Origin of the sequence: Streptomyces sp. NPDC050439, from assembly GCF_040655335.1 — a bacterium.
Taxonomy (GTDB): Bacteria; Actinomycetota; Actinomycetes; order Streptomycetales; family Streptomycetaceae; genus Streptomyces.
On the sequence record NZ_JBFAJT010000007.1, the window covers coordinates 1 to 17,143 of the forward strand.

The 17,143-nt window shown below is 71.3% G+C and carries 15 protein-coding genes, 1 rRNA gene and 1 pseudogene; 11 read left to right on the forward strand and 6 right to left on the reverse strand.

Annotation, left to right across the window (positions count from 1 at the left end):
* Nucleotides 1–211: 211 nt before the first annotated feature.
* The 3 genes and pseudogenes from rrf (at nucleotide 212) to AB0I66_RS27815 (ending at nucleotide 2,602) form a co-directional block, all read left to right on the forward strand.
* A 5S ribosomal RNA gene (gene rrf, locus AB0I66_RS27805) occupies nucleotides 212–328 on the forward strand.
* A 246-nt stretch (nucleotides 329–574) separates the two neighbouring features.
* Nucleotides 575–1,234 (forward strand): annotated as a pseudogene (locus tag AB0I66_RS27810) (hypothetical protein); the annotation flags it as partial.
* Between the two features lie 510 nt (nucleotides 1,235–1,744).
* A complete protein-coding gene (locus tag AB0I66_RS27815) occupies nucleotides 1,745–2,602 on the forward strand; it encodes a hypothetical protein (protein ID WP_363211125.1) in 858 nt (285 codons plus the stop codon).
* Nucleotides 2,603–2,688: 86 nt separating this feature from the next.
* Here AB0I66_RS27815 and AB0I66_RS27820 read toward each other — a convergent pair whose 3' ends face one another.
* Nucleotides 2,689–3,966 (reverse strand): DUF1015 domain-containing protein, encoded by a 1,278-nt coding sequence (locus AB0I66_RS27820; RefSeq protein ID WP_363210689.1) that lies wholly within the window; start codon nucleotides 3,964–3,966, stop codon nucleotides 2,689–2,691.
* Between the two features lie 72 nt (nucleotides 3,967–4,038).
* Between AB0I66_RS27820 and AB0I66_RS27825 the strand changes: the two genes are divergently transcribed.
* A complete protein-coding gene (locus AB0I66_RS27825; RefSeq protein ID WP_363210690.1) occupies nucleotides 4,039–5,067 on the forward strand; it encodes an HAD hydrolase-like protein in 1,029 nt (342 codons plus the stop codon).
* A gap of 248 nt (nucleotides 5,068–5,315) precedes the next feature.
* Here AB0I66_RS27825 and AB0I66_RS27830 read toward each other — a convergent pair whose 3' ends face one another.
* Genes AB0I66_RS27830 through AB0I66_RS27840 form a run of 3 tightly spaced genes read right to left on the reverse strand, consistent with a single transcriptional unit; the run spans nucleotide 5,316 to nucleotide 8,166 of the window.
* Nucleotides 5,316–6,149 carry a siderophore-interacting protein gene (locus tag AB0I66_RS27830; RefSeq protein ID WP_363210691.1) on the reverse strand — a complete coding sequence of 278 codons (834 nt, stop codon included), beginning with the start codon at nucleotides 6,147–6,149 and terminating at the stop codon, nucleotides 5,316–5,318.
* On the reverse strand, nucleotides 6,149–7,180 hold the full coding sequence (locus AB0I66_RS27835) for an ABC transporter substrate-binding protein (protein WP_363210692.1): 1,032 nt from the start codon (nucleotides 7,178–7,180) through the stop codon (nucleotides 6,149–6,151). The genes AB0I66_RS27830 and AB0I66_RS27835 overlap by 1 nt, the downstream gene beginning before the upstream one ends.
* Nucleotides 7,180–8,166 (reverse strand): ABC transporter substrate-binding protein, encoded by a 987-nt coding sequence (locus AB0I66_RS27840; protein ID WP_363210693.1) that lies wholly within the window; start codon nucleotides 8,164–8,166, stop codon nucleotides 7,180–7,182. The genes AB0I66_RS27835 and AB0I66_RS27840 overlap by 1 nt, the downstream gene beginning before the upstream one ends.
* A 107-nt stretch (nucleotides 8,167–8,273) precedes the next feature.
* On the opposite strand from AB0I66_RS27840, the gene AB0I66_RS27845 reads away from it, so the two are divergent.
* From AB0I66_RS27845 to AB0I66_RS27855, 3 genes are read left to right on the forward strand one after another with little or no spacing between them, the layout of a single operon-like run.
* The gene (locus AB0I66_RS27845; RefSeq protein ID WP_363210694.1) at nucleotides 8,274–9,317 is read left to right on the forward strand and encodes an iron chelate uptake ABC transporter family permease subunit; all 1,044 of its coding nucleotides are present in this window, start codon (nucleotides 8,274–8,276) and stop codon (nucleotides 9,315–9,317) included.
* Nucleotides 9,314–10,342 (forward strand): iron chelate uptake ABC transporter family permease subunit, encoded by a 1,029-nt coding sequence (locus AB0I66_RS27850; protein ID WP_363210695.1) that lies wholly within the window; start codon nucleotides 9,314–9,316, stop codon nucleotides 10,340–10,342. Before AB0I66_RS27845 ends, AB0I66_RS27850 begins: the two co-directional genes overlap by 4 nt.
* Before the next feature lie 26 nt (nucleotides 10,343–10,368).
* Nucleotides 10,369–11,268 carry an ABC transporter ATP-binding protein gene (locus AB0I66_RS27855; protein ID WP_363211126.1) on the forward strand — a complete coding sequence of 300 codons (900 nt, stop codon included), beginning with the start codon at nucleotides 10,369–10,371 and terminating at the stop codon, nucleotides 11,266–11,268.
* Here AB0I66_RS27855 and AB0I66_RS27860 read toward each other — a convergent pair.
* Entirely contained in the window at nucleotides 11,252–11,599 is a 348-nt protein-coding gene (locus AB0I66_RS27860; protein ID WP_363210696.1) for an SCP2 sterol-binding domain-containing protein, read from the reverse strand. The two genes, AB0I66_RS27855 and AB0I66_RS27860, sit on opposite strands and share 17 nt — an antisense overlap.
* Nucleotides 11,600–11,641: 42 nt before the next feature.
* Between AB0I66_RS27860 and AB0I66_RS27865 the strand changes: the two genes are divergently transcribed.
* The 3 genes from AB0I66_RS27865 to AB0I66_RS27875 are packed head-to-tail and all read left to right on the forward strand — an operon-like array spanning nucleotide 11,642 to nucleotide 13,705.
* Complete coding sequence (locus AB0I66_RS27865; RefSeq protein WP_363210697.1) at nucleotides 11,642–11,965, forward strand: hypothetical protein; 324 nt, start codon at nucleotides 11,642–11,644, stop codon at nucleotides 11,963–11,965.
* Between the two features lie 7 nt (nucleotides 11,966–11,972).
* Nucleotides 11,973–12,788 (forward strand): TlyA family RNA methyltransferase, encoded by an 816-nt coding sequence (locus tag AB0I66_RS27870; protein WP_363210698.1) that lies wholly within the window; start codon nucleotides 11,973–11,975, stop codon nucleotides 12,786–12,788.
* Nucleotides 12,789–12,799: 11 nt separating this feature from the next.
* Complete coding sequence (locus AB0I66_RS27875; RefSeq protein WP_363211127.1) at nucleotides 12,800–13,705, forward strand: NAD kinase; 906 nt, start codon at nucleotides 12,800–12,802, stop codon at nucleotides 13,703–13,705.
* A 109-nt stretch (nucleotides 13,706–13,814) separates the two neighbouring features.
* Here AB0I66_RS27875 and AB0I66_RS27880 read toward each other — a convergent pair whose 3' ends face one another.
* A complete protein-coding gene (locus AB0I66_RS27880) occupies nucleotides 13,815–15,164 on the reverse strand; it encodes an ABC transporter permease (protein WP_363210699.1) in 1,350 nt (449 codons plus the stop codon).
* 222 nt (nucleotides 15,165–15,386) lie between these two features.
* On the opposite strand from AB0I66_RS27880, the gene recN reads away from it, so the two are divergent.
* Entirely contained in the window at nucleotides 15,387–17,114 is a 1,728-nt protein-coding gene (recN, locus tag AB0I66_RS27885) for a DNA repair protein RecN (protein ID WP_363211128.1), read from the forward strand.
* Nucleotides 17,115–17,143: the final 29 nt, after the last annotated feature.

Here is a 17,143-nt window from a genome sequence, read left to right on the forward strand (position 1 = left end):
GTTGATAGGCCAGATCTGGAAGCCCGGCAACGGGTGGAGGTGACTGGTACTAATAGGCCGAGGGCTTGTCCTCAGTTGCTCGCGTCCACTGTGTTAGTTCTGAAACAACGAACAGTTGTGTCGGCTGAACGGCTACACCACTTAATTGAAGAGTGTGCTTGTTCGCTGCCCTGTTTGGGATCCCGCTTTGCGGCGGGATATTTCATAGGGTTTCGGTGGTCATAGCATGAGGGAAACGCCCGGTTACATTCCGAACCCGGAAGCTAAGCCTCATAGCGCCGATGGTACTGCAGGGGGGACCCTGTGGGAGAGTAGGACGCCGCCGAACAAATTTTGGAGGACCCTTGGTCCCAGCGTCCACGCTGGGACCAAGGGTCCTTTTTGTTTTTGTCGAAGCGCGCCGGCTACCCGGCTGCGCGAGAATGACTGCGGTACCGAAGACTAGGAGTCACCGATGTCCACCAACTCTCCCGACGAGCGACCGGAGCGCGGGCAGCGCAGCCGGGACGGTGGCGACCGGGGCGGATACCGTGGCGGCGCACCGCGTCGCGACAACGACCGCAGCGGTGGCGGGCGTCCTCCGTTCCGCCGCGACGACCGCCCCACCTCCGGTGGCCCCCGCCGTGACGACCGTGACCGGGGCGCCCCGCGTCGCGATGACCGTGGTGGCGAGCGTGGCGGCTTCCGCCGTGACGACAACCGCGGCGGCGGTGACCGTGGCGGCTTCCGTCGCGACGACAACCGTGGTGGCAGCGGTGACCGCGGCGGTTTCCGCCGGGACGACCGGCGTGACGATCGCGGTGGTGACCGTGGTGGCTTCCGGCGTGATGACAACCGCGGTGGCGGTGGCGGCTACCGCGGGCGTGACGACCGTGATGGTGGCGGGCGTCCTCCGTTCCGTCGTGACGACCGTTCGACCTCCGGTGGCCCCCGTCGTGACGACCGCCGTGATGGTGACCGTCCCGCGTTCCGCCGTGACGACCGCTCGACCTCCGGCGCCCCGCGCCGCGACGACCGCCGCGATGGCGACCGTCCCCCCTTCCGCCGTGACGACCGTCGGGATGACCGGCGCGACGACCGCGGTGGTGACCGTGGCGGCTTCCGCCGTGACGACAACCGTGGCGGCGGCGGTGACCGTGGTGGTTTCCGTCGCGATGACAACCGTGGCGGTGGCGATCGCGGTGGGTTCCGCCGTGACGGGGACCGTCCCGCCTTCCGTCGCGATGACAGGCGTGATGACAACCGTGGTGGCGGGGACCGTCCCCCGTTCCGCCGGGATGACCGTCGGGATGACCGGCGTGACGATCGCGGTGGTGACCGTGGTGGCTTCCGGCGCGACGATCGCCGTGATGACCGGCGCGATGACCGGCCTCGCGGTGGCGACCGGCCCGCTTTCCAGCGCGACGACCGTCGTGACGACAATCGCGGTGGCGGCGACCGTGGCGGTTTCCGGCGCGACGATCGCCGCGATGACCGTGGCGGCGACCGCGGTGGCTTCCGGCGTGATGACCGTGGCAATGACCGTGGTGGCGATCGCGGCGGTGACCGTGGCGGTTTCCGTCGCGATGACAACCGTGGTGGTGGCGGTGGCGGCTTCCGTGGGCGCGATGACCGTGGGCCGCGGCGCGACGACCGTGGCGGGCGGCCCGGTGGCTTCCGTGGGCGCGATGACCGGCGTGACGGCGACCGTGGTGGATACCGCGGCCGCGACGACCGGGACCGTGACCGCGAGCCGATCAAGCGGCTGCCGATCCCGGACGACGTCACGGGCCACGAGATCGACAAGGACGTGCAGCAGGAGCTGCAGAGCCTTCCCAAGGGCCTCGCTGAGGACGTCGCCAGGAACCTGGTGATGGTCGCGAACCTCATCGACGAGGACCCCGAGCAGGCCTACGAGTACTCGCGCGTCGCGCTGCGGCTCGCCTCACGTGTCGCCGCCGTACGCGAGGCGGCGGGCTTCGCGGCGTACGCGACCCAGAAGTACAGCGAGGCGCTCGGTGAGTTCCGTGCTGCCAAGCGGATGACCGGCAGTGTCGAGCTCTGGCCCGTCATGGCGGACTGCGAGCGCGGCATGGGCCGGCCCGAGAAGGCGCTGGACATGGCCGGGGCGCCCGAGGTGCAGAAGCTGGACAAGCCGGGGCAGGTCGAGATGCGTCTCGTCGCCGCCGGTGCACGGCGTGACCTGGGGCAGATCGATGCCGCAATCGTCACCCTGCAGGGTCCGGAGCTGGCGTCGAACTCCGTCCAGCCGTGGACCGCGCGGCTGCGGTACGCGTACGCCGACGCGCTGCTGGCTGCGGGGCGTGAGGCCGAGTCGCGTGAGTGGTTCGCGAAGGTCATCGAGTCCGACAAGGACGGCAGCACCGACGCGTCGGACCGTCTCGCCGAGCTGGACGGTGTCGAGTTCGTCGACGCGCTCCAGGGCGACGCGGAGGCGCCGGTCGCCGAGGTTGCGCCGGTCTCGGAGCCCGATGTCGTCTTCGTCGCCCCCGTACAGGAGGACGAGGACGAGGGCGTGGAGGAGTACTACGACGAGGACGACTTCGAGCTGGACGACGACGGTGACGAGAGCGACGAAGGCGGCAAGGGCGGTACGGCCTGAGGGCTGACCTCTTAGTACGACAGAGGGCGGGATCCCATCCGGGGTCCCGCCCTTTGTCGTATGTGCGTGCGTCGTGTGTGCGTGCTTCAGAGGTCGAGGCTGCGCAGGACCAGGCCCGATGCCGGCTTGGGGCCGAAGGACGTGGACTTGCGGGGCATCGTGACCCCCTGGCGGGCCAGGTCGCGTACGACTTCTTCGCGGACCGGGTGCATCAGGACCGCCGTACCGCCGTCGCGTTCCGCCTTCTCCACGGTCGCCTCGGTGTCGTGGATGTACGCGATGTGCTCCGGGGCGTCCGGGATCTGCCAGATGTGATCGAGGAGCGTGGAGTGCAGGACCGTCGCGTCCAGGGTGCGCCAGGCCTCCGGGGGGTCCACCGGGATCGTACGGGCGAGGAGGTCGGGGGAGGGGCGGTCCACGAGGTGGAAGGCGCCGTCACCCACCAGGAGGAAGGCGTTGCCCTCGGCCGCCGCTTCGGCCAGGGCTTCGAGAGCGCGCGGCAGGGGGCCCTCGAAGGTGCGGACGCGGAAGGAGTCGCCGAGGGCGGCGAGGGCTTCGGCGACCGGGAGCCCGTGTAGGTAGCGGTGGATGGAGCGGACCCGGAGCGGGTAGCGCGCGGTGTCCACCAGGAGGACCAGGCCGTAGTCCCAGGCGCTGTCGGACGGGTGCTCGGAGCGCAGCCGGAGATTGGTCGCCCAGCGGTGGTGTCCGTCCGCGATCAGGGCCTGGTGGCGGGAGAGATCTGACTGGATCTCGGCGAGGTCGGCGGGGTCGGTGACCGCCCACAGGCGGTGGCTGAAGCCGTCCTCCGTGGTCGTCGACAGGAGAGGTTCGGTGATCACGGTGCGCTCGATGACGGCTGTCGCGCCCTTGGGGGCGCCGTTCGAGCGGTAGGTCAGGAGCAGCGGTTCCAGGTTGGCGCTCGTGGCGCGCATCAGGGCCGCGCGGTCCTCCACGACGTGCGTCATGACGCCTTCGTGGGGCAGGACGATGCCGTCCGCTGCGTCGGAGAGGCGCAGGGCGCCGATGACGCCGCGCTGCAGGATGCCGGCGTCGCGCTGCTCGTAGATGTAGAGGCTCGGTTCCGGGTCGGGCGCGAGGATGCCTTCGGAGAGCCAGGCGTGCAGGGTTTCTGCGGCCTGTTGGTTGCGGGCCGCCGGGGTGGTCGCCTGCGGGAGGATCAGCCGGACGATGTTGTGCGGGTCGGCGGACTCCAGGTGGAGCAGGCCGTCGGGCCGTACGACCACGTCGTACGGCGGGGACGTCACGGCGGCAAGGCTGCCGACCCGATCGGGGTCGTAGCGCACGCCTCGGAACGGGATCAGGTCGAGGCCTTGGTCGTCGGTATGACCCGCTGTGTTCATTGCTGCATCGTATGTGTGTCCGTGGCATGAGCGATGATCGGGGGAGTGGGATCGATCGAGGAGCGATGCGTAATGAGCCAGACCGTCAGGACGCGGCCCGAAGGCAGCCGAAGTGTGCTGAGCGAGGCGTATGACACGGCGCTGCTCGACCTGGACGGGGTGGTGTACGCGGGCGGTCGTGCGATCGACCATGCCGTCGAGTCGCTCGGGACGGCACGGTCCGGCGGCATGCATCTCGCGTACGTGACGAACAACGCGCTGCGCACGCCGGACGCGGTCGCCGAGCATCTGTCGGAGCTCGGCATCGCGACGGATGCGGCGGACGTCATCACGTCCGCGCAGGCGGCGGCGCGGTTGGTGAGCGAGCAAGTGCCTGAAGGGGCGCGTGTGTTGGTGATCGGCGGGGAAGGGCTGCGGGTCGCGCTGCGCGAGCGTGGGCTCGAGCCGGTGGAGTCGGCGGACGACGCGCCCGTGGCGGTCGTGCAGGGGTACGGCGGTCCCGACATGGCGTGGGGGCGGTTCGCCGAGGCCTGTTTCGCGATCGCCCGGGGTGTGCCGTGGTTCGCGTCCAACACGGACCTGACGATTCCGAGTGCGCGGGGTATCGCGCCCGGCAACGGCGCGGCGGTCGAGGTCGTACGCATCGCGACGGGTGCGGAGCCGCAGGTGGCGGGCAAGCCGTTGCCTCCGATGCACCGCGAGACGATTCTTCGGACGGGCGCCGAGCGGCCGTTGGTCGTGGGGGACCGGCTCGACACGGACATCGAGGGCGCGTTCAACGGCGAGGTGGACTCGCTGCTCGTCCTGACCGGGGTCACGGACGGCGCCCAGCTGCTCGCCGCCCCGCCCGAGCACCGGCCCACGTACGTGGACGCGGACCTGCGCGGCATGCTGACCGGCCAGCCCGAAGTGACCGCGACGGAGGGCGGCTTCGGCTGCGGCGGGTGGACGGCTTCGGCACGGGGGCACGAGCTGGTGCTCGACGGTGAGGGCGAGGTCATGGACGGGCTGCGGGCGCTGTGCGCGGCGGCGTGGACGGAGGCGGGGGAGGGGAAGTGCACGTTGGACGCGGGGAAGGCGTTGTCGCGGCTGGGGGTGTAGCTGACCCCTGTGCGCTCTGCTGCCCGGCCTGCGGCGAGGCCCCGGCCTGCGGTGAGGCCCCGGCCTGCGGTGAGGCCCCGGCCTGCGGTGAGGCCCCGGCCTGCGGTGAGGCCCCGGCCTGCGGTGAGGCCCCGGCTTGCGGTGAGGCCCCGGCCTGCGGCGAGGCCCCGGCTTGCCGCGAGGCCCCGACCGGTGGTGGGCGGTCGGGGCCTCGGGGTGGCTTCGGCAAGGGGCGGGCCGGGGGGAAGTCAGGCCGTTTCGTTGCGGTCGATCAGTTCGTCCGTCGTGGTGCCCTTGCGCCAGTATCCGGAGAACGAGATCCGCTTGCGGTCGAAGCCGCGGTCGCCGACCAGGTGACGCCGGACCGTCTTGACCGTCGCGGACTCGCCCGTGACCCAGGCGTACGGAGTGCCCGAAGGCAGCTCGGCGGCGCGGATCGCGGAGGGCGTCGAGCCCTCCTCCGTGAGCCAGGTGATCTCGGCGTCGGCCTTCGTGGGCAGCTCCTGCTGGTCCGCCGGGTCGTGGACCTCGATCCAGACGCGGGTCGGCGTCCGGGGCGGGAGCGTCTCCAGGATGGCCGCGACCGCCGGGAGCGCCGACTCGTCGGCCGTGAGCAGGACCCAGTCGGTGTCCTGTGGCGGCCTGAAGTCGTAGGCGCCGTTCTCCTCCTCGACCGGGGCGAGCACGCCGATCCGTGCGCCGGGCCGGGCGGACCGCGCCCAGCTGGTGGCCGGACCGTCGGAGGGCGAGGGGGTCGCGCCGTGGACCGCGAAGTCGACGATCAACTCGTCCGGATCGCGGCGCAGTTCACGCGTGGTGTAGGTGCGCATGATGCCCCGTACGTCGGGGTCGAGGGCGCACCAGTCGGCGTACCAGTTGGCCGCGTCGCCGGACGTCGTGTCCGGCATGACGGGGGCGTCCTGACCCGGGTGCGGCAGGAACACCTTGATGCGCTGGTCGCGGCCCGCCGAAGCCATCCGGGCCAGGTCGTCGCCGCCGAGGGCGACGCGGATCATGGAGGGGGTGACGTACTCGGTGCGCAGTACGTGGGTGTCGAAGAAGTGGTACGGGGATTCGGTCATCAGGTGAGCCTCTTCGACTTCTCGATGGCGGCGGCGAGTTGTTCGAGCACGGGGGCGAAACCGGCGTAGCTGTAGCGCTCCTCCACCGACCAGGGCACGGTCTGTCCGGCCTTGACGGCGGGGAGCAGCTCCCAGGTGGGTTTCTTCGCGAGCTCCTTGGGCGGCAGCGCGCTCGACCGGTTGTCCGTCATGATGAGATCCGCGTGGTATTTGTCGGCGTTCTCCCAGCTGAGGAACTCCCAGAAGCCCCAGTCGTCGCTCTTCTTGCCCTCGACGAACTCGACGCCGAGGTCCTTGAAGTAGTTCAGGTCGCAGTAGGAGTCCGGTACGGCGACATAGAACTGGTCGGCGTCGCCGGTCATCGCGAGGACCTTCAGGCCGCGGTTGGCCTTCGCCGCCTTGCGCAGCCGGCGCTCGGCCTTGTCGAAGCGGGCCTTGGCGGCGCGTACCTTCTCCGACTCGAGGTCTCCGCCGAGCGCCTCGGCGAGTTCGGTGTAGCGCTTGAGCGGCTCAAGGAGCGAGGCGCGGGCGCCGTTGATGCCGACCGTGGGCGCGAGCGCCTCGATCTTCTTGGTGCTGTCCGCGGGCACGAACCAGAGGGCGGGCGGCGGGAACATGTTGCTGACCAGGAGGTCGGGTTCGAGCGCCGCGTACTTCTCGATGCTGAACTGGTTGAAGGACTCGCCCAGACTCGTCAGTTTGTCGACATCGAGATCGCCTGCCTGGGGGTTGGGCTTGCCGTCCACCGGCTTGGAGGGGCCGAAGACTCCGGTGCAGGTGACGCCGTAGTCGTGCAGGGCCGCAGCCGTGCTGATGTAGGCGACGATGTTCTTCGGGGTGTGGTTCACCTCGGCGGTCTTGCCGCGGTCGTCCTTGAAGCTCCAGGACTTCGCGTCCGCGCTCTTCCCGGACTTCTTCTCCTCGCTCCCGCAGGCGCTGAGCAGCGCGCCGAGGCCGAGGGCGCCGCCCGAGGCAAGCAGCCCGCGGCGGGACATGCCGCTGGACGCGAGGGGGCGGTGGGTGGTGGGCATCAGGCTGCCGCCTTCTTCGACTTGTCGACGGCTGCCGCGAGCTGCTCGATGAGCGGGGCGTAGCCGGCGTGGCTGAACTGGGCCTCGTTCGACCAGGAGATGACCTGGCCGGCCTTGACCGCGGGGAGTTTCGCCCAGGTGGGCTTGGTCTTCTTGAGCTCGTCGGGCTGGAGATTGCCGGTCCGTTTGTCGACAAGGATCAGATCGGCGTCGTACCTGTCGGCGTTCTCCCAGCCGAGCTCCTGGAAGAAGCCGGCCTTGGCCGTCTGCGTCGGGGTGACGAACTCGATGCCGAGGTCGGCGTAGTGGCGCAGGTCGGTGAAGTCGGTGGGGTTGCCCACGTAGAGCAGGTCGGCCTGCGCCGCCACCGCCATGACCTTCAGGCCGCCGCGGGCCTTCGCCGCCTTTGCGGACCTGCGCAGCGTCTCCGAGGCCGCCTCGAAGCGCTTCTTCGCCGCGGTGACCTGCTGCGCCCCGAGATCGGCGCCGAGCGATTCGGCGAGCTCCGCGAAGCGGCCGATCGCCTTCGTCAGGGAGGTTCCGCCGGTGAGGATGCCGACGGTGGGCGCGAGCGAGGTGATCTTCTTGGCGGATTCCTCGGGGACGTACCAGAGCGTCGGTGACACGTTCATGGTGGTGACGAGGAGCTCGGGGCGGAGCTTGGCGTACTTCTCGATGCTGAACTCGCCCCAGGTGTTGCCGATGACGGTCACCTTGTCGACATCGACACCCGCCGCCTGTACGTCGGGTTCGCCGTTCTTCAGCTTCGTCGGGCCGAAGACCCCGGTGCATTCGACGCCCAAGTCGTGCAGCGCGGCGGCCGCTCCGATGTAGGCGACGATCCTGCGCGGGCGGCCGGCGGCCTTCGCCGTCGTGCCGCGGTCGTCCTCGAAGCTCCAGCCCTTGCCGCCACCTGACGAGTTTGCGCCGTCCTCATCGCCGCCGCATGCTGTCAGGAGCCCGCCGATGCCGAGGGCGCCGCCCATGCCGAGCACACCACGTCGGGTCGGACCAGGAGGTATCGGGCGGCGGGCACGCATAGGTGGTGCCTCTCTCGTCGAAGTCAAGTGCGAGGGTAGGCTAACCTAACCTGGTGTTGGTCGACAGTCCCCCCGAAGCCAGCGCGGAGACCGCCCCCGCGCCACCCAATCGCCGCGCGATACGCAGCGCCGGGCTCCTCGTCTCGGTCTGTGTGCTGCTGCTCGTCGTCGTGGCGAGCATCGCGGTCGGTGCCAAACAGATGTCCCTGGACCAGGTCTGGCACGGCCTCTTCCAGGACACCGGGACGTACGGCGATGTCGTCGTCGGAGAGCGGCTCTCGCGGACGCTGCTCGGTGTGCTCGTCGGCGTGGCCCTCGGCCTCGCGGGCGCCGTACTGCAGGCGCTGACCCGCAACCCGCTGGCCGACCCGGGACTGCTCGGCATCAACCTCGGCGCATCGGCCGCCGTCGTCACCGCCATCAGCTTCTTCGGCGTCACCTCACTGAGCGGCTACGTGTGGTTCGCTTTCTTCGGGGCGGCCGTGGTCGGCGCCGCCGTCTACGCGCTCGGCGGGACCCGCAACGCGACGCCCGTACGGCTCGCGCTCGCCGGTACCGCGCTGAGCGCCGCGCTCTACGGCTATCTGCAGGCCGTGATGATCACGGACAACGCCGCGCTCAACAAGATGCGCTTCTGGACGGTCGGTTCCCTGGCCTCCGCCAAGACCGAGACCATCCTGCAGGTCCTGCCCTTCCTCGTGATCGGTATCGTGCTCGCCCTGGGCCTCGCCCGGCCGCTCAACGCGATGGCCATGGGCGACGACACCGCCCGCGCGCTCGGCGCCCACCTGAACCGCACCCGCGCCCTGTCCATGGCCGCCGCGACGCTGCTCTGCGGGGCGGCGACCGCGGCCTGCGGGCCGATCATGTTCGTCGGCCTGATGGTGCCGCACGTCGTGCGCTCCTTCACCGGGCCCGACATGCGCTGGATCCTGCCGTACGCGGCGATCCTGTCGCCGGTGCTTCTGCTCGGCGCCGACGTCATCGGGCGCATCGTCGCGCGCCCCGCCGAACTGCAGGTCGGCATCATCACCGCGTTGATCGGCGCTCCGGTCTTCATCTTTCTCGTACGACGGCGGAGGCTGGCTCAGCTGTGAAGGCGATACGCACCCGGGGCGGGCTCAGCTTCCGCCTCGACGTCCGCACGGCCGTGGTCGTCGCCGTGCTCATCCTGGCCGCGCTCGCCGCGAGCGTCGTCCTGATCGGCACCGGCGACTTCCCCATTCCGGCCGCCGACGTCATCCGCACCCTGCTCGGCGACGGCGACGCCGGCCAGGAGTTCATCATCAACGACCTGCGCCTGCCGCGGGTCCTCGTCGGCCTCCTCGTGGGGGCCGGACTCGGGCTCGGCGGCGCGATCTTCCAGTCCATCTCCCGCAATCCGCTGGGCAGTCCGGACATCCTCGGCCTCGGGCAAGGGGCCACCGCGGGCGCGCTCATCATGATCGTCCTCTTCCAGGGCACCGCGGTGCAGGTCGCGGGCGGGGCGCTCGTGGGCGGTCTGGTGACCGGCTTCGCGATCTACGTGCTCGCCTGGAAGCGGGGCGTGCACGGCTTCCGGTTCGTCCTGGTGGGCATCGGCGTCTCCGCCTTCGTCACCGCGATCAACGGCTATCTGCTCACCAAGGCGGACATCGTCGACGCCGCCCGCGCCGTCGTCTGGATGACCGGCTCGCTCAACGGCCGTGACTGGGAGCAGGTCTGGCCGCTGCTCGTCCTGTGCGCCATCCTCGTACCGCTCGTCATGACGTACGCACGACCGCTGCGGATGCTGGAGATGGGCGACGACGTCGGCTACGCGCTCGGCGTGCCCGTCGAGCGCACCCGCATCGTCCTGATGGCATCGGCCGTGCTGCTCACCGCCGCGGCCACCGCCGCGGCGGGCCCCGTCAGCTTCGTCGCGCTCACCGCGCCGCAGCTGGCCAGGCGGCTCACCCGTTCGCCGGGGCCGAACCTGATGCCGGCGATGTTCATGGGCGCCACCCTGCTGATCGTCGCGGACTGGGCGTCGCAGCGGGCCTTCGGCGCCGACCAGCTGCCCGTCGGCGTGGTCACGGGTGTGCTCGGCGGCATCTACCTGCTGTGGCTCCTCGTCATCGAGCGCAAGGCGGGGCGGATATGAGCGGGGCGGACATGAGCGGGCCGGACATGAAGACGCGGACGACGACCGATACGAAGACCTCCCAGAGCACCGACAGGCAGGAGCGTGCCGCAGTGAACCGGCTCGTCGCGGACGACGTGACCCTTGGCTACGACCAGCGCGTCATCGCGGAGAAGTTGTCCGTCGAGATACCCGACAACTCCTTCACGGTGATCGTCGGCCCGAACGCCTGCGGCAAGTCCACCTTGCTGCGCGCCCTGTCGCGGATGCTCAAGCCCTCGGCGGGCCGTGTCCTGCTCGACGGCAACGTCATCCAGTCGATGCCCGCGAAGAAGGTGGCACGGACGCTCGGTCTGCTCCCGCAGTCGTCCATCGCGCCCGACGGGATCACCGTGGGCGACCTGGTGGCGCGCGGCCGCTACCCCCACCAGGGGCTCCTTCGCCAGTGGTCGGCGGAGGACGAGCGGATCGTGAACGAGTCGATGGCCTCGACCGGTGTCGCCGAACTGGCTGATCGCTATGTCGACGAGCTCTCGGGCGGCCAGCGCCAGCGCGTCTGGATCGCGATGGCGCTCGCCCAGCAGACCCCGCTGCTTCTCCTGGACGAGCCGACGACGTTCCTCGACATCCAGCACCAGATCGACGTGCTCGACCTGTGCGCCGACCTCCACGAGGAGCAGGGGCGCACGCTCGTCGCCGTCCTGCACGACCTCAACCACGCGGCTCGTTACGCCACCCACCTCATCGCCCTGCGGGAGGGCGAGGTCATCGCCGAGGGCCCGCCGTCGGAGATCGTCACGGCGGAGCTCGTACGGGAGACCTTCGGGATGGAGTGCCAGATCATCGACGACCCGGAGTCGGGGACGCCGCTCGTGGTGCCCGCGGCTCGGCGGCGGCGGACGAAGACTGTCGATGCGGCGGGCGCGGGGGCTAAAGCAGCGACCTGAGGCGGAGCATGTCGCGCAGGCCCGCCTCCAGCTTGACCCGGCCGGAGGCCCAGGCCTTCGCGAAGTTCAGCTCGCCGTCGACCATCGCCACCAGATCGTCGCCCGCCATGGCGAGGCGGATCTCGGCCTTCTCGCGAGGGGCTCCGGGGTAGGTGTCGAGCACCGTGATCCGGCCGTTCTCGAGACGGCCGGTGAAGGTCACGTCGAGATCGGTGATGCGGCAGCTCAGTGAGCGGTCGAGCGCGGCGGCGCCGCGCACACCGTCTTCGGCGCCCGCCAGGTTGTCCGAGAGTTTGTCGAGCGCCGTGCGGCACTCTTCGATCGTCGCCATCGTGATCGACGGTACCGCAGCGCTTCGCGGTAGCGTCGTGGCATGAGCGACTCGTTGCCGGGCCCCGAGCCTGAGCCGGAGACGTACGACCCCGTCGGCCCCGCGCCCCTGGGGGTGGAGCGTGTCCCGACCGGTGACGCGGAGGTGGACGGCCTGCTCGGGCGTCTCGGCGACGCCGACCACCTCGCCACGGACGGCCACATCGAGGTGTACGAGGATGTACACCGGGGACTGCGCGACGCGCTGACCGCGCTCGACGCGCGCCCCGGGCCTCCGGCGCCCTCACCCATGGGGACGCCCGCGGCTTCGTCCCAGCACGCATCCCCGTACTCATCCCCGCACTCACCCTCGTACAACAGGAGCTGAACAGAACGTGGCAGGAGTGGCACGCCGCCGCCTCGACGCCGAGCTCGTCCGGCGCAAGCTGGCGCGCTCGCGCGAGCACGCCAGCCAGCTGATCGCCGCCGGCCGTGTGACCGTCGGCAAGAACACCGCGACGAAACCCGCGACGCAGGTGGAGACCGCCGCAGCCATCGTGGTCGTGAACGACGAGGACGACCCCGACTACGTCTCGCGCGGCGGCCACAAGCTGGCGGGCGCGTTCGCCGCGTTCGTCCCGCAGGGCCTGGTCGTCGAGGGGCGGCGCGCGCTCGACGCCGGCGCGTCCACCGGCGGCTTCACCGACGTGCTGCTGCGCGCGGGCGCCTCCGGCGTCGTCGCCGTGGACGTCGGCTACGGCCAGCTCGCCTGGTCGCTGCAGAGCGACGACCGGGTCACCGTCAAGGACCGCACGAACGTACGCGAGTTGACGCTTGAGGCCATCGACGGCACCCCCGTCGACCTGGTCGTCGGCGACCTCTCGTTCATCCCGCTCGGTCTGGTGCTGCCCGCGCTCGTGCGCTGCGCCGCCCCGGACGCCGACCTGGTCCTGATGGTCAAGCCGCAGTTCGAGGTCGGCAAGGAGCGCCTGGGCAGCGGCGGTGTGGTGCGCAGCACGGCGCTGCGGGCCGATGCCGTACGCGGTGTGGCGCGCCAGGCGTGGGGGCTGGGGCTCGGTGTGCGTGGCGTGACCGCGAGCCCGCTGCCCGGACCTTCCGGGAATGTCGAGTACTTTCTGTGGCTGCGTGCCGGGGCGCCCGAACTCGACCCGGCGGACGTTGACCGTGCCGTGGCGGAGGGGCCCCGTTGACTCAGACCCGAGTGACCCAGACCCGAGCTCGTACTGTTTTCCTGCTCGCGCACACCGGGCGGCCGGCTGCCATCCGCAGCGCGGAGCTCGTCGTCCAGGGACTGCTGCGCAGCGGCATCGGCGTACGCGTCCTGGAGGCGGAGGCGGCCGATCTGCCGCTGCCGTCCGAGGTGGGCACGGTGAAGGAGGCCACGCCGCAGTGCCTGGACGGCTGCGAACTGCTCGTCGTGCTCGGCGGTGACGGCACGCTGCTGCGCGGCGCCGAGTTCGCCCGGGCCTCCGGGGTGCCGATGCTCGGCGTGAACCTGGGACGGGTCGGCTTCCTCGCCGAGGCCGAGCGCGACGACCTCGACAAGGTCGTCGACCGGGTGGTGACGAAGGCGTACGAGGTCGAGGAGCGGATGACCATCGACGTCGTCGTGCGCAGCAACGGCGGTGTTGTGCACCGCGACTGGGCGCTGAACGAAGCCGCCGTGCAGAAGATGTCGGCCGAGCTGATGCTCGAGGTCGTCCTGGAGATCGACGGGCGTCCGGTCACCGGCTTCGGCTGCGACGGCATCGTGTGCGCGACGCCCACCGGATCCACCGCGTACGCCTTCTCCGCGGGCGGGCCCGTGGTGTGGCCGGAGGTGGAGGCGCTGTTGATGGTGCCGATCAGCGCCCACGCCCTGTTCGCCAAGCCCCTGGTGACCTCGCCGGACTCGGTGCTCGCCGTCGAGGTTCAGCAGCACACGTCGCACGGGGTGCTGTGGTGCGACGGCCGGCGGACCGTGGAGCTGCCGCCGGGCGCGCGGGTCGAGGTGCGCAGGGGTGAGGTGCCGGTGCGGCTCGCCCGGCTGCACCATGCCTCGTTCACCGATCGGCTCGTGGCCAAGTTCGCCCTGCCGGTATCGGGGTGGCGGGGGGCGCCTCACTAGCGTGGGGCTCGGGGCGGATGTGTCTGCGGGTCGTGTGTGGCTGGGCGCGCCCGCGCGGCGGAGCCGCATATGTCACAGCCCAGTGCCCCTTTCGGGGCGCCGCCCCGCGTCACGTCGCGCTGACCACGGTGATCGCCTGGCGCCGTAGCACGCTTGCCACCGGGAGTCCGGTGGACAGCAGCGTCAGCAGCATGGTGCCCGCCGCGAGCCCCGTCGGCACCGCCCACGGCAGGTACGGGAGTGATGAGCCGAAGGCCGTGCTGAGGACGGGGGCCAGGGTGCCGAGCGCTATCGCGGTGCCGAGCAGCAGCGCCGTCCCCGCGACGACCACCGCCTCCCAGGCCGCCATGGCCCGCACCTGGGAGCGTCGGCTGCCCACCACCCGCAGCAGGGCGACATCGCGGCGGCGCTCGAAGGAGATCATGGCGAGGGTGTTCGCCGCGGCGATCGCGGCGAAGCCCGCGTACAACCCCGTGCCCACATAGTCGAGCCAGACCTCGCCCGTGCTGCCCGCCGAGCCCGTGTGGTGCTGCGCCGTCGTGTGCATGCCGATCTTGGTGAGCCCGAAGCCCACCACCAGGACGAGCGGCACGACCGCGGCGGAGAATCGGCGGGGCTGCGAGCGGATGTTGAGCATGGCGAGGCGCGCACTGGCGCCGAACCGGCCCACCAGCGCGGAGACCAGCCAGGCCGCGGGCCCGATGATGCGCGGACCGAGCAGACCCGCACCGACGCAGAAGAGGATCAGGACGAGGAAGGCCCCCTCACCGGCCTCGTCCGTCGGCTGCTTCGACAGGAGCACGGCCACCGCGCAGGCCCCCACGACGGCGATCACGCCGAGCGGCGCCCGCAGCGTGCCGAGGCCCCGCCGCCCGGTCGCCGCCTCGCTCAGGGCGCGGGCCGGGCGAAGGAGCGAGAACCGCAGAGCCGAGAGGAACGCGGCGAGCGTCGTCGTCACCACGGCGACGCCGAGGCACACCGGCAGGGCGACCCAGGCGAACCGGAAGCCGGCTTCGGCGGGGAGCAGTCCGTGCGACACCATGCCCGCGTGCCACCAGCGTGCGACGAAGCCGCCGACGACGAAGCCGACGAGCGCCGCCGGGACCGACGCGGCGAGCGCCTGACCCGCCACCGCCCGACGGATCTGCCGGGGTCTGGCGCCGATGGACCGCACCAGAGCCAGCTCGCGGTGCTGCTGGGTGACGGCCGTGCCCATGGTCGACGCGACCACGAATATCGACATGTAGATCGATCCGATGAGCAGGACGAGGGCCATGTCCCCGACGCCGTTCTCCGTGATCTGTCTGCGGGCCCGCGCGGAGAGGCCCTCCGTGCCCGTCGCGCCGAGCATCATCGTCGACGCGCTGACCACCGTCGCCGCGAAGAGCGCGGCCACCGCCGTACCCACGAAGGCCGGGCGGTGCGCCCGCAGTGCCGCCCATGCCAGTCCCGTTCCCATACCGATCATGGTGGGGCCCTGGGTCCCCCACGCACCAGGAGGCTGTCAGGAAGATCGTGGTGGGGTAATCCCCACCCCGGAAAACCCCACCCCCTGCGGGTGACAGCGTCCGTTCGGTCCGCCTTTGCCACCTGCGTGTTCGTGGAAGGACGGTGCAAGGAGACCAGGGGCCGTCGCACACCTGGCCCATGACCTCGTAAGGTCGTGTCCGTGTTGGAGGAGATGCGGATACGGTCGCTCGGAGTCATCGACGACGCGGTGGTCGAGCTGTCGCCGGGGTTCACCGCGGTGACCGGCGAGACCGGTGCGGGCAAAACGATGGTGGTCACCAGCCTTGGCCTGCTGCTCGGCGGACGTGCCGATGCCGCCCTGGTGCGGATCGGCGCCAAGGCGGCGGTGGTGGAGGGGCGGATCACTGTGCCCGCGGATGCCACGGCTGCCGTGCGCGCCGAGGAAGCGGGGGCCGAACTCGACGACGGGGCGCTGCTCATCAGCCGTACGGTCTCGGCGGAGGGGCGCTCGCGTGCGCACCTCGGCGGCCGTTCGGTCCCGGTGGGTCTGCTGTCCGAGCTCGCCGACGATCTCGTGGCGGTGCACGGTCAGACGGATCAGCAGGGCCTGCTCAAGCCGGCCAGGCAGCGTGGGGCCCTCGACCGGTACGCGGGCGACGCGGTCACCGTGCCGCTGGCCAAGTACACGGCGGCGTACCGCAGGCTGCGGGCCGTGACGACCGAGGTCGACGAGATCACCACGCGGGCGCGTGAGCGGGCCCAGGAGGCCGACCTGCTGCGTTTCGGCCTCGAAGAGGTCGCGGGCGTCGAGCCGCGTGCGGGCGAGGACACCGAACTGGCCGCCGAGGCCGAGCGGCTCGGCCACGCGGAGGCCCTCGCCTCCGCCGCCACGTCCGCGCACGCCGCGCTCGCGGGTGTCCCCGAGGACCCGGAGGGTGTCGACGCCACGACGCTCGTGGCGGGGGCGCACCGGGCGCTCGAAGCGGTGCGGTCCCACGACCCCGCGCTGGCCGCGCTCGCCGAACGGATCGGTGAGATCGGCATTCTGCTGGGCGATGTGGCGGGAGAGCTCGCGGGTTACGCCGATGACCTCGACGCCGATCCCCTGCGCCTCGCGGCGGTGGAGGAGCGGCGGGCCGCGCTCACCCAGCTGACCCGGAAGTACGGCTCCGACATCGACTCCGTGCTCGCCTGGGCCGAGGAGGGGGCCGCGCGGCTCACCGAACTCGAGGGCGACGACGACCGCCTGGAGGAACTCACCGCCGAGCGGGACGCGCTCCGCGGCGAACTTGCCGGGCTCGCGCAGGCGTTGACCGACGCGCGCCAGGAGGCCGCGTCGCGGTTCGCGGCGGCCGTCACCGCTGAGCTGGCCTCGCTCGCGATGCCGCACGCGCGCGTGACGATCGACATCACCGCCACGGAGGTGCCGGAGGGCGCGGACGGTGTGCCGGTCGACGGACGCTTCGTCGCGTACGGTCCCGCGGGCGTGGACGAGGTGGAACTCCTCCTCGCCCCGCACCCGGGGGCCCCGCCGCGGCCGATCGCCAAGGGTGCGTCCGGCGGTGAGCTCTCGCGGGTGATGCTCGCCGTCGAGGTGGTCTTCGCGGGGACGGACCCCGTGCCGACGTATCTCTTCGACGAGGTCGACGCGGGTGTCGGCGGGAAGGCCGCGGTCGAGATCGGCCGCAGGCTCGCACGCCTCGCCAAGTCCGCGCAGGTCGTGGTCGTGACGCATCTGCCGCAGGTGGCGGCGTTCGCGGACCGGCAGCTGCTTGTCGAGAAGACGAACGACGGGTCCGTGACGCGGTCCGGGGTGCTCGTGCTCGAAGGCGAGGACCGGGTGCGGGAGCTGTCCCGGATGCTGGCGGGCCAGGAGGACTCGGAGACCGCGCGGGCGCATGCGGAGGAGTTGCTGGCGACGGCTCGGGGGGACGGGTAGCGGGCGGGGTCGCCTTTGGCCGGGGCGCC

Bases quoted from the DNA above. Each gene is read 5' to 3' on its own strand.
- AB0I66_RS27840 (WP_363210693.1), bottom strand. From the start codon at position 8,166: ATGGGCGGCGCCCTCGGCATCGGCGGGCTCCTGACAGCATGCGGCGGC.
- AB0I66_RS27880 (WP_363210699.1), bottom strand. From the start codon at position 15,164: ATGGGAACGGGACTGGCATGGGCGGCACTGCGGGCGCACCGCCCGGCC.
- recN (WP_363211128.1), top strand. From the start codon at position 15,387: ATGCGGATACGGTCGCTCGGAGTCATCGACGACGCGGTGGTCGAGCTG.
- AB0I66_RS27835 (WP_363210692.1), bottom strand. From the start codon at position 7,180: ATGCCCACCACCCACCGCCCCCTCGCGTCCAGCGGCATGTCCCGCCGC.
- AB0I66_RS27825 (WP_363210690.1), top strand. From the start codon at position 4,039: ATGAGCCAGACCGTCAGGACGCGGCCCGAAGGCAGCCGAAGTGTGCTG.
- AB0I66_RS27860 (WP_363210696.1), bottom strand. From the start codon at position 11,599: ATGGCGACGATCGAAGAGTGCCGCACGGCGCTCGACAAACTCTCGGAC.
- AB0I66_RS27830 (WP_363210691.1), bottom strand. From the start codon at position 6,149: ATGACCGAATCCCCGTACCACTTCTTCGACACCCACGTACTGCGCACC.
- AB0I66_RS27820 (WP_363210689.1), bottom strand. From the start codon at position 3,966: ATGAACACAGCGGGTCATACCGACGACCAAGGCCTCGACCTGATCCCG.
- AB0I66_RS27855 (WP_363211126.1), top strand. From the start codon at position 10,369: ATGAAGACGCGGACGACGACCGATACGAAGACCTCCCAGAGCACCGAC.
- AB0I66_RS27865 (WP_363210697.1), top strand. From the start codon at position 11,642: ATGAGCGACTCGTTGCCGGGCCCCGAGCCTGAGCCGGAGACGTACGAC.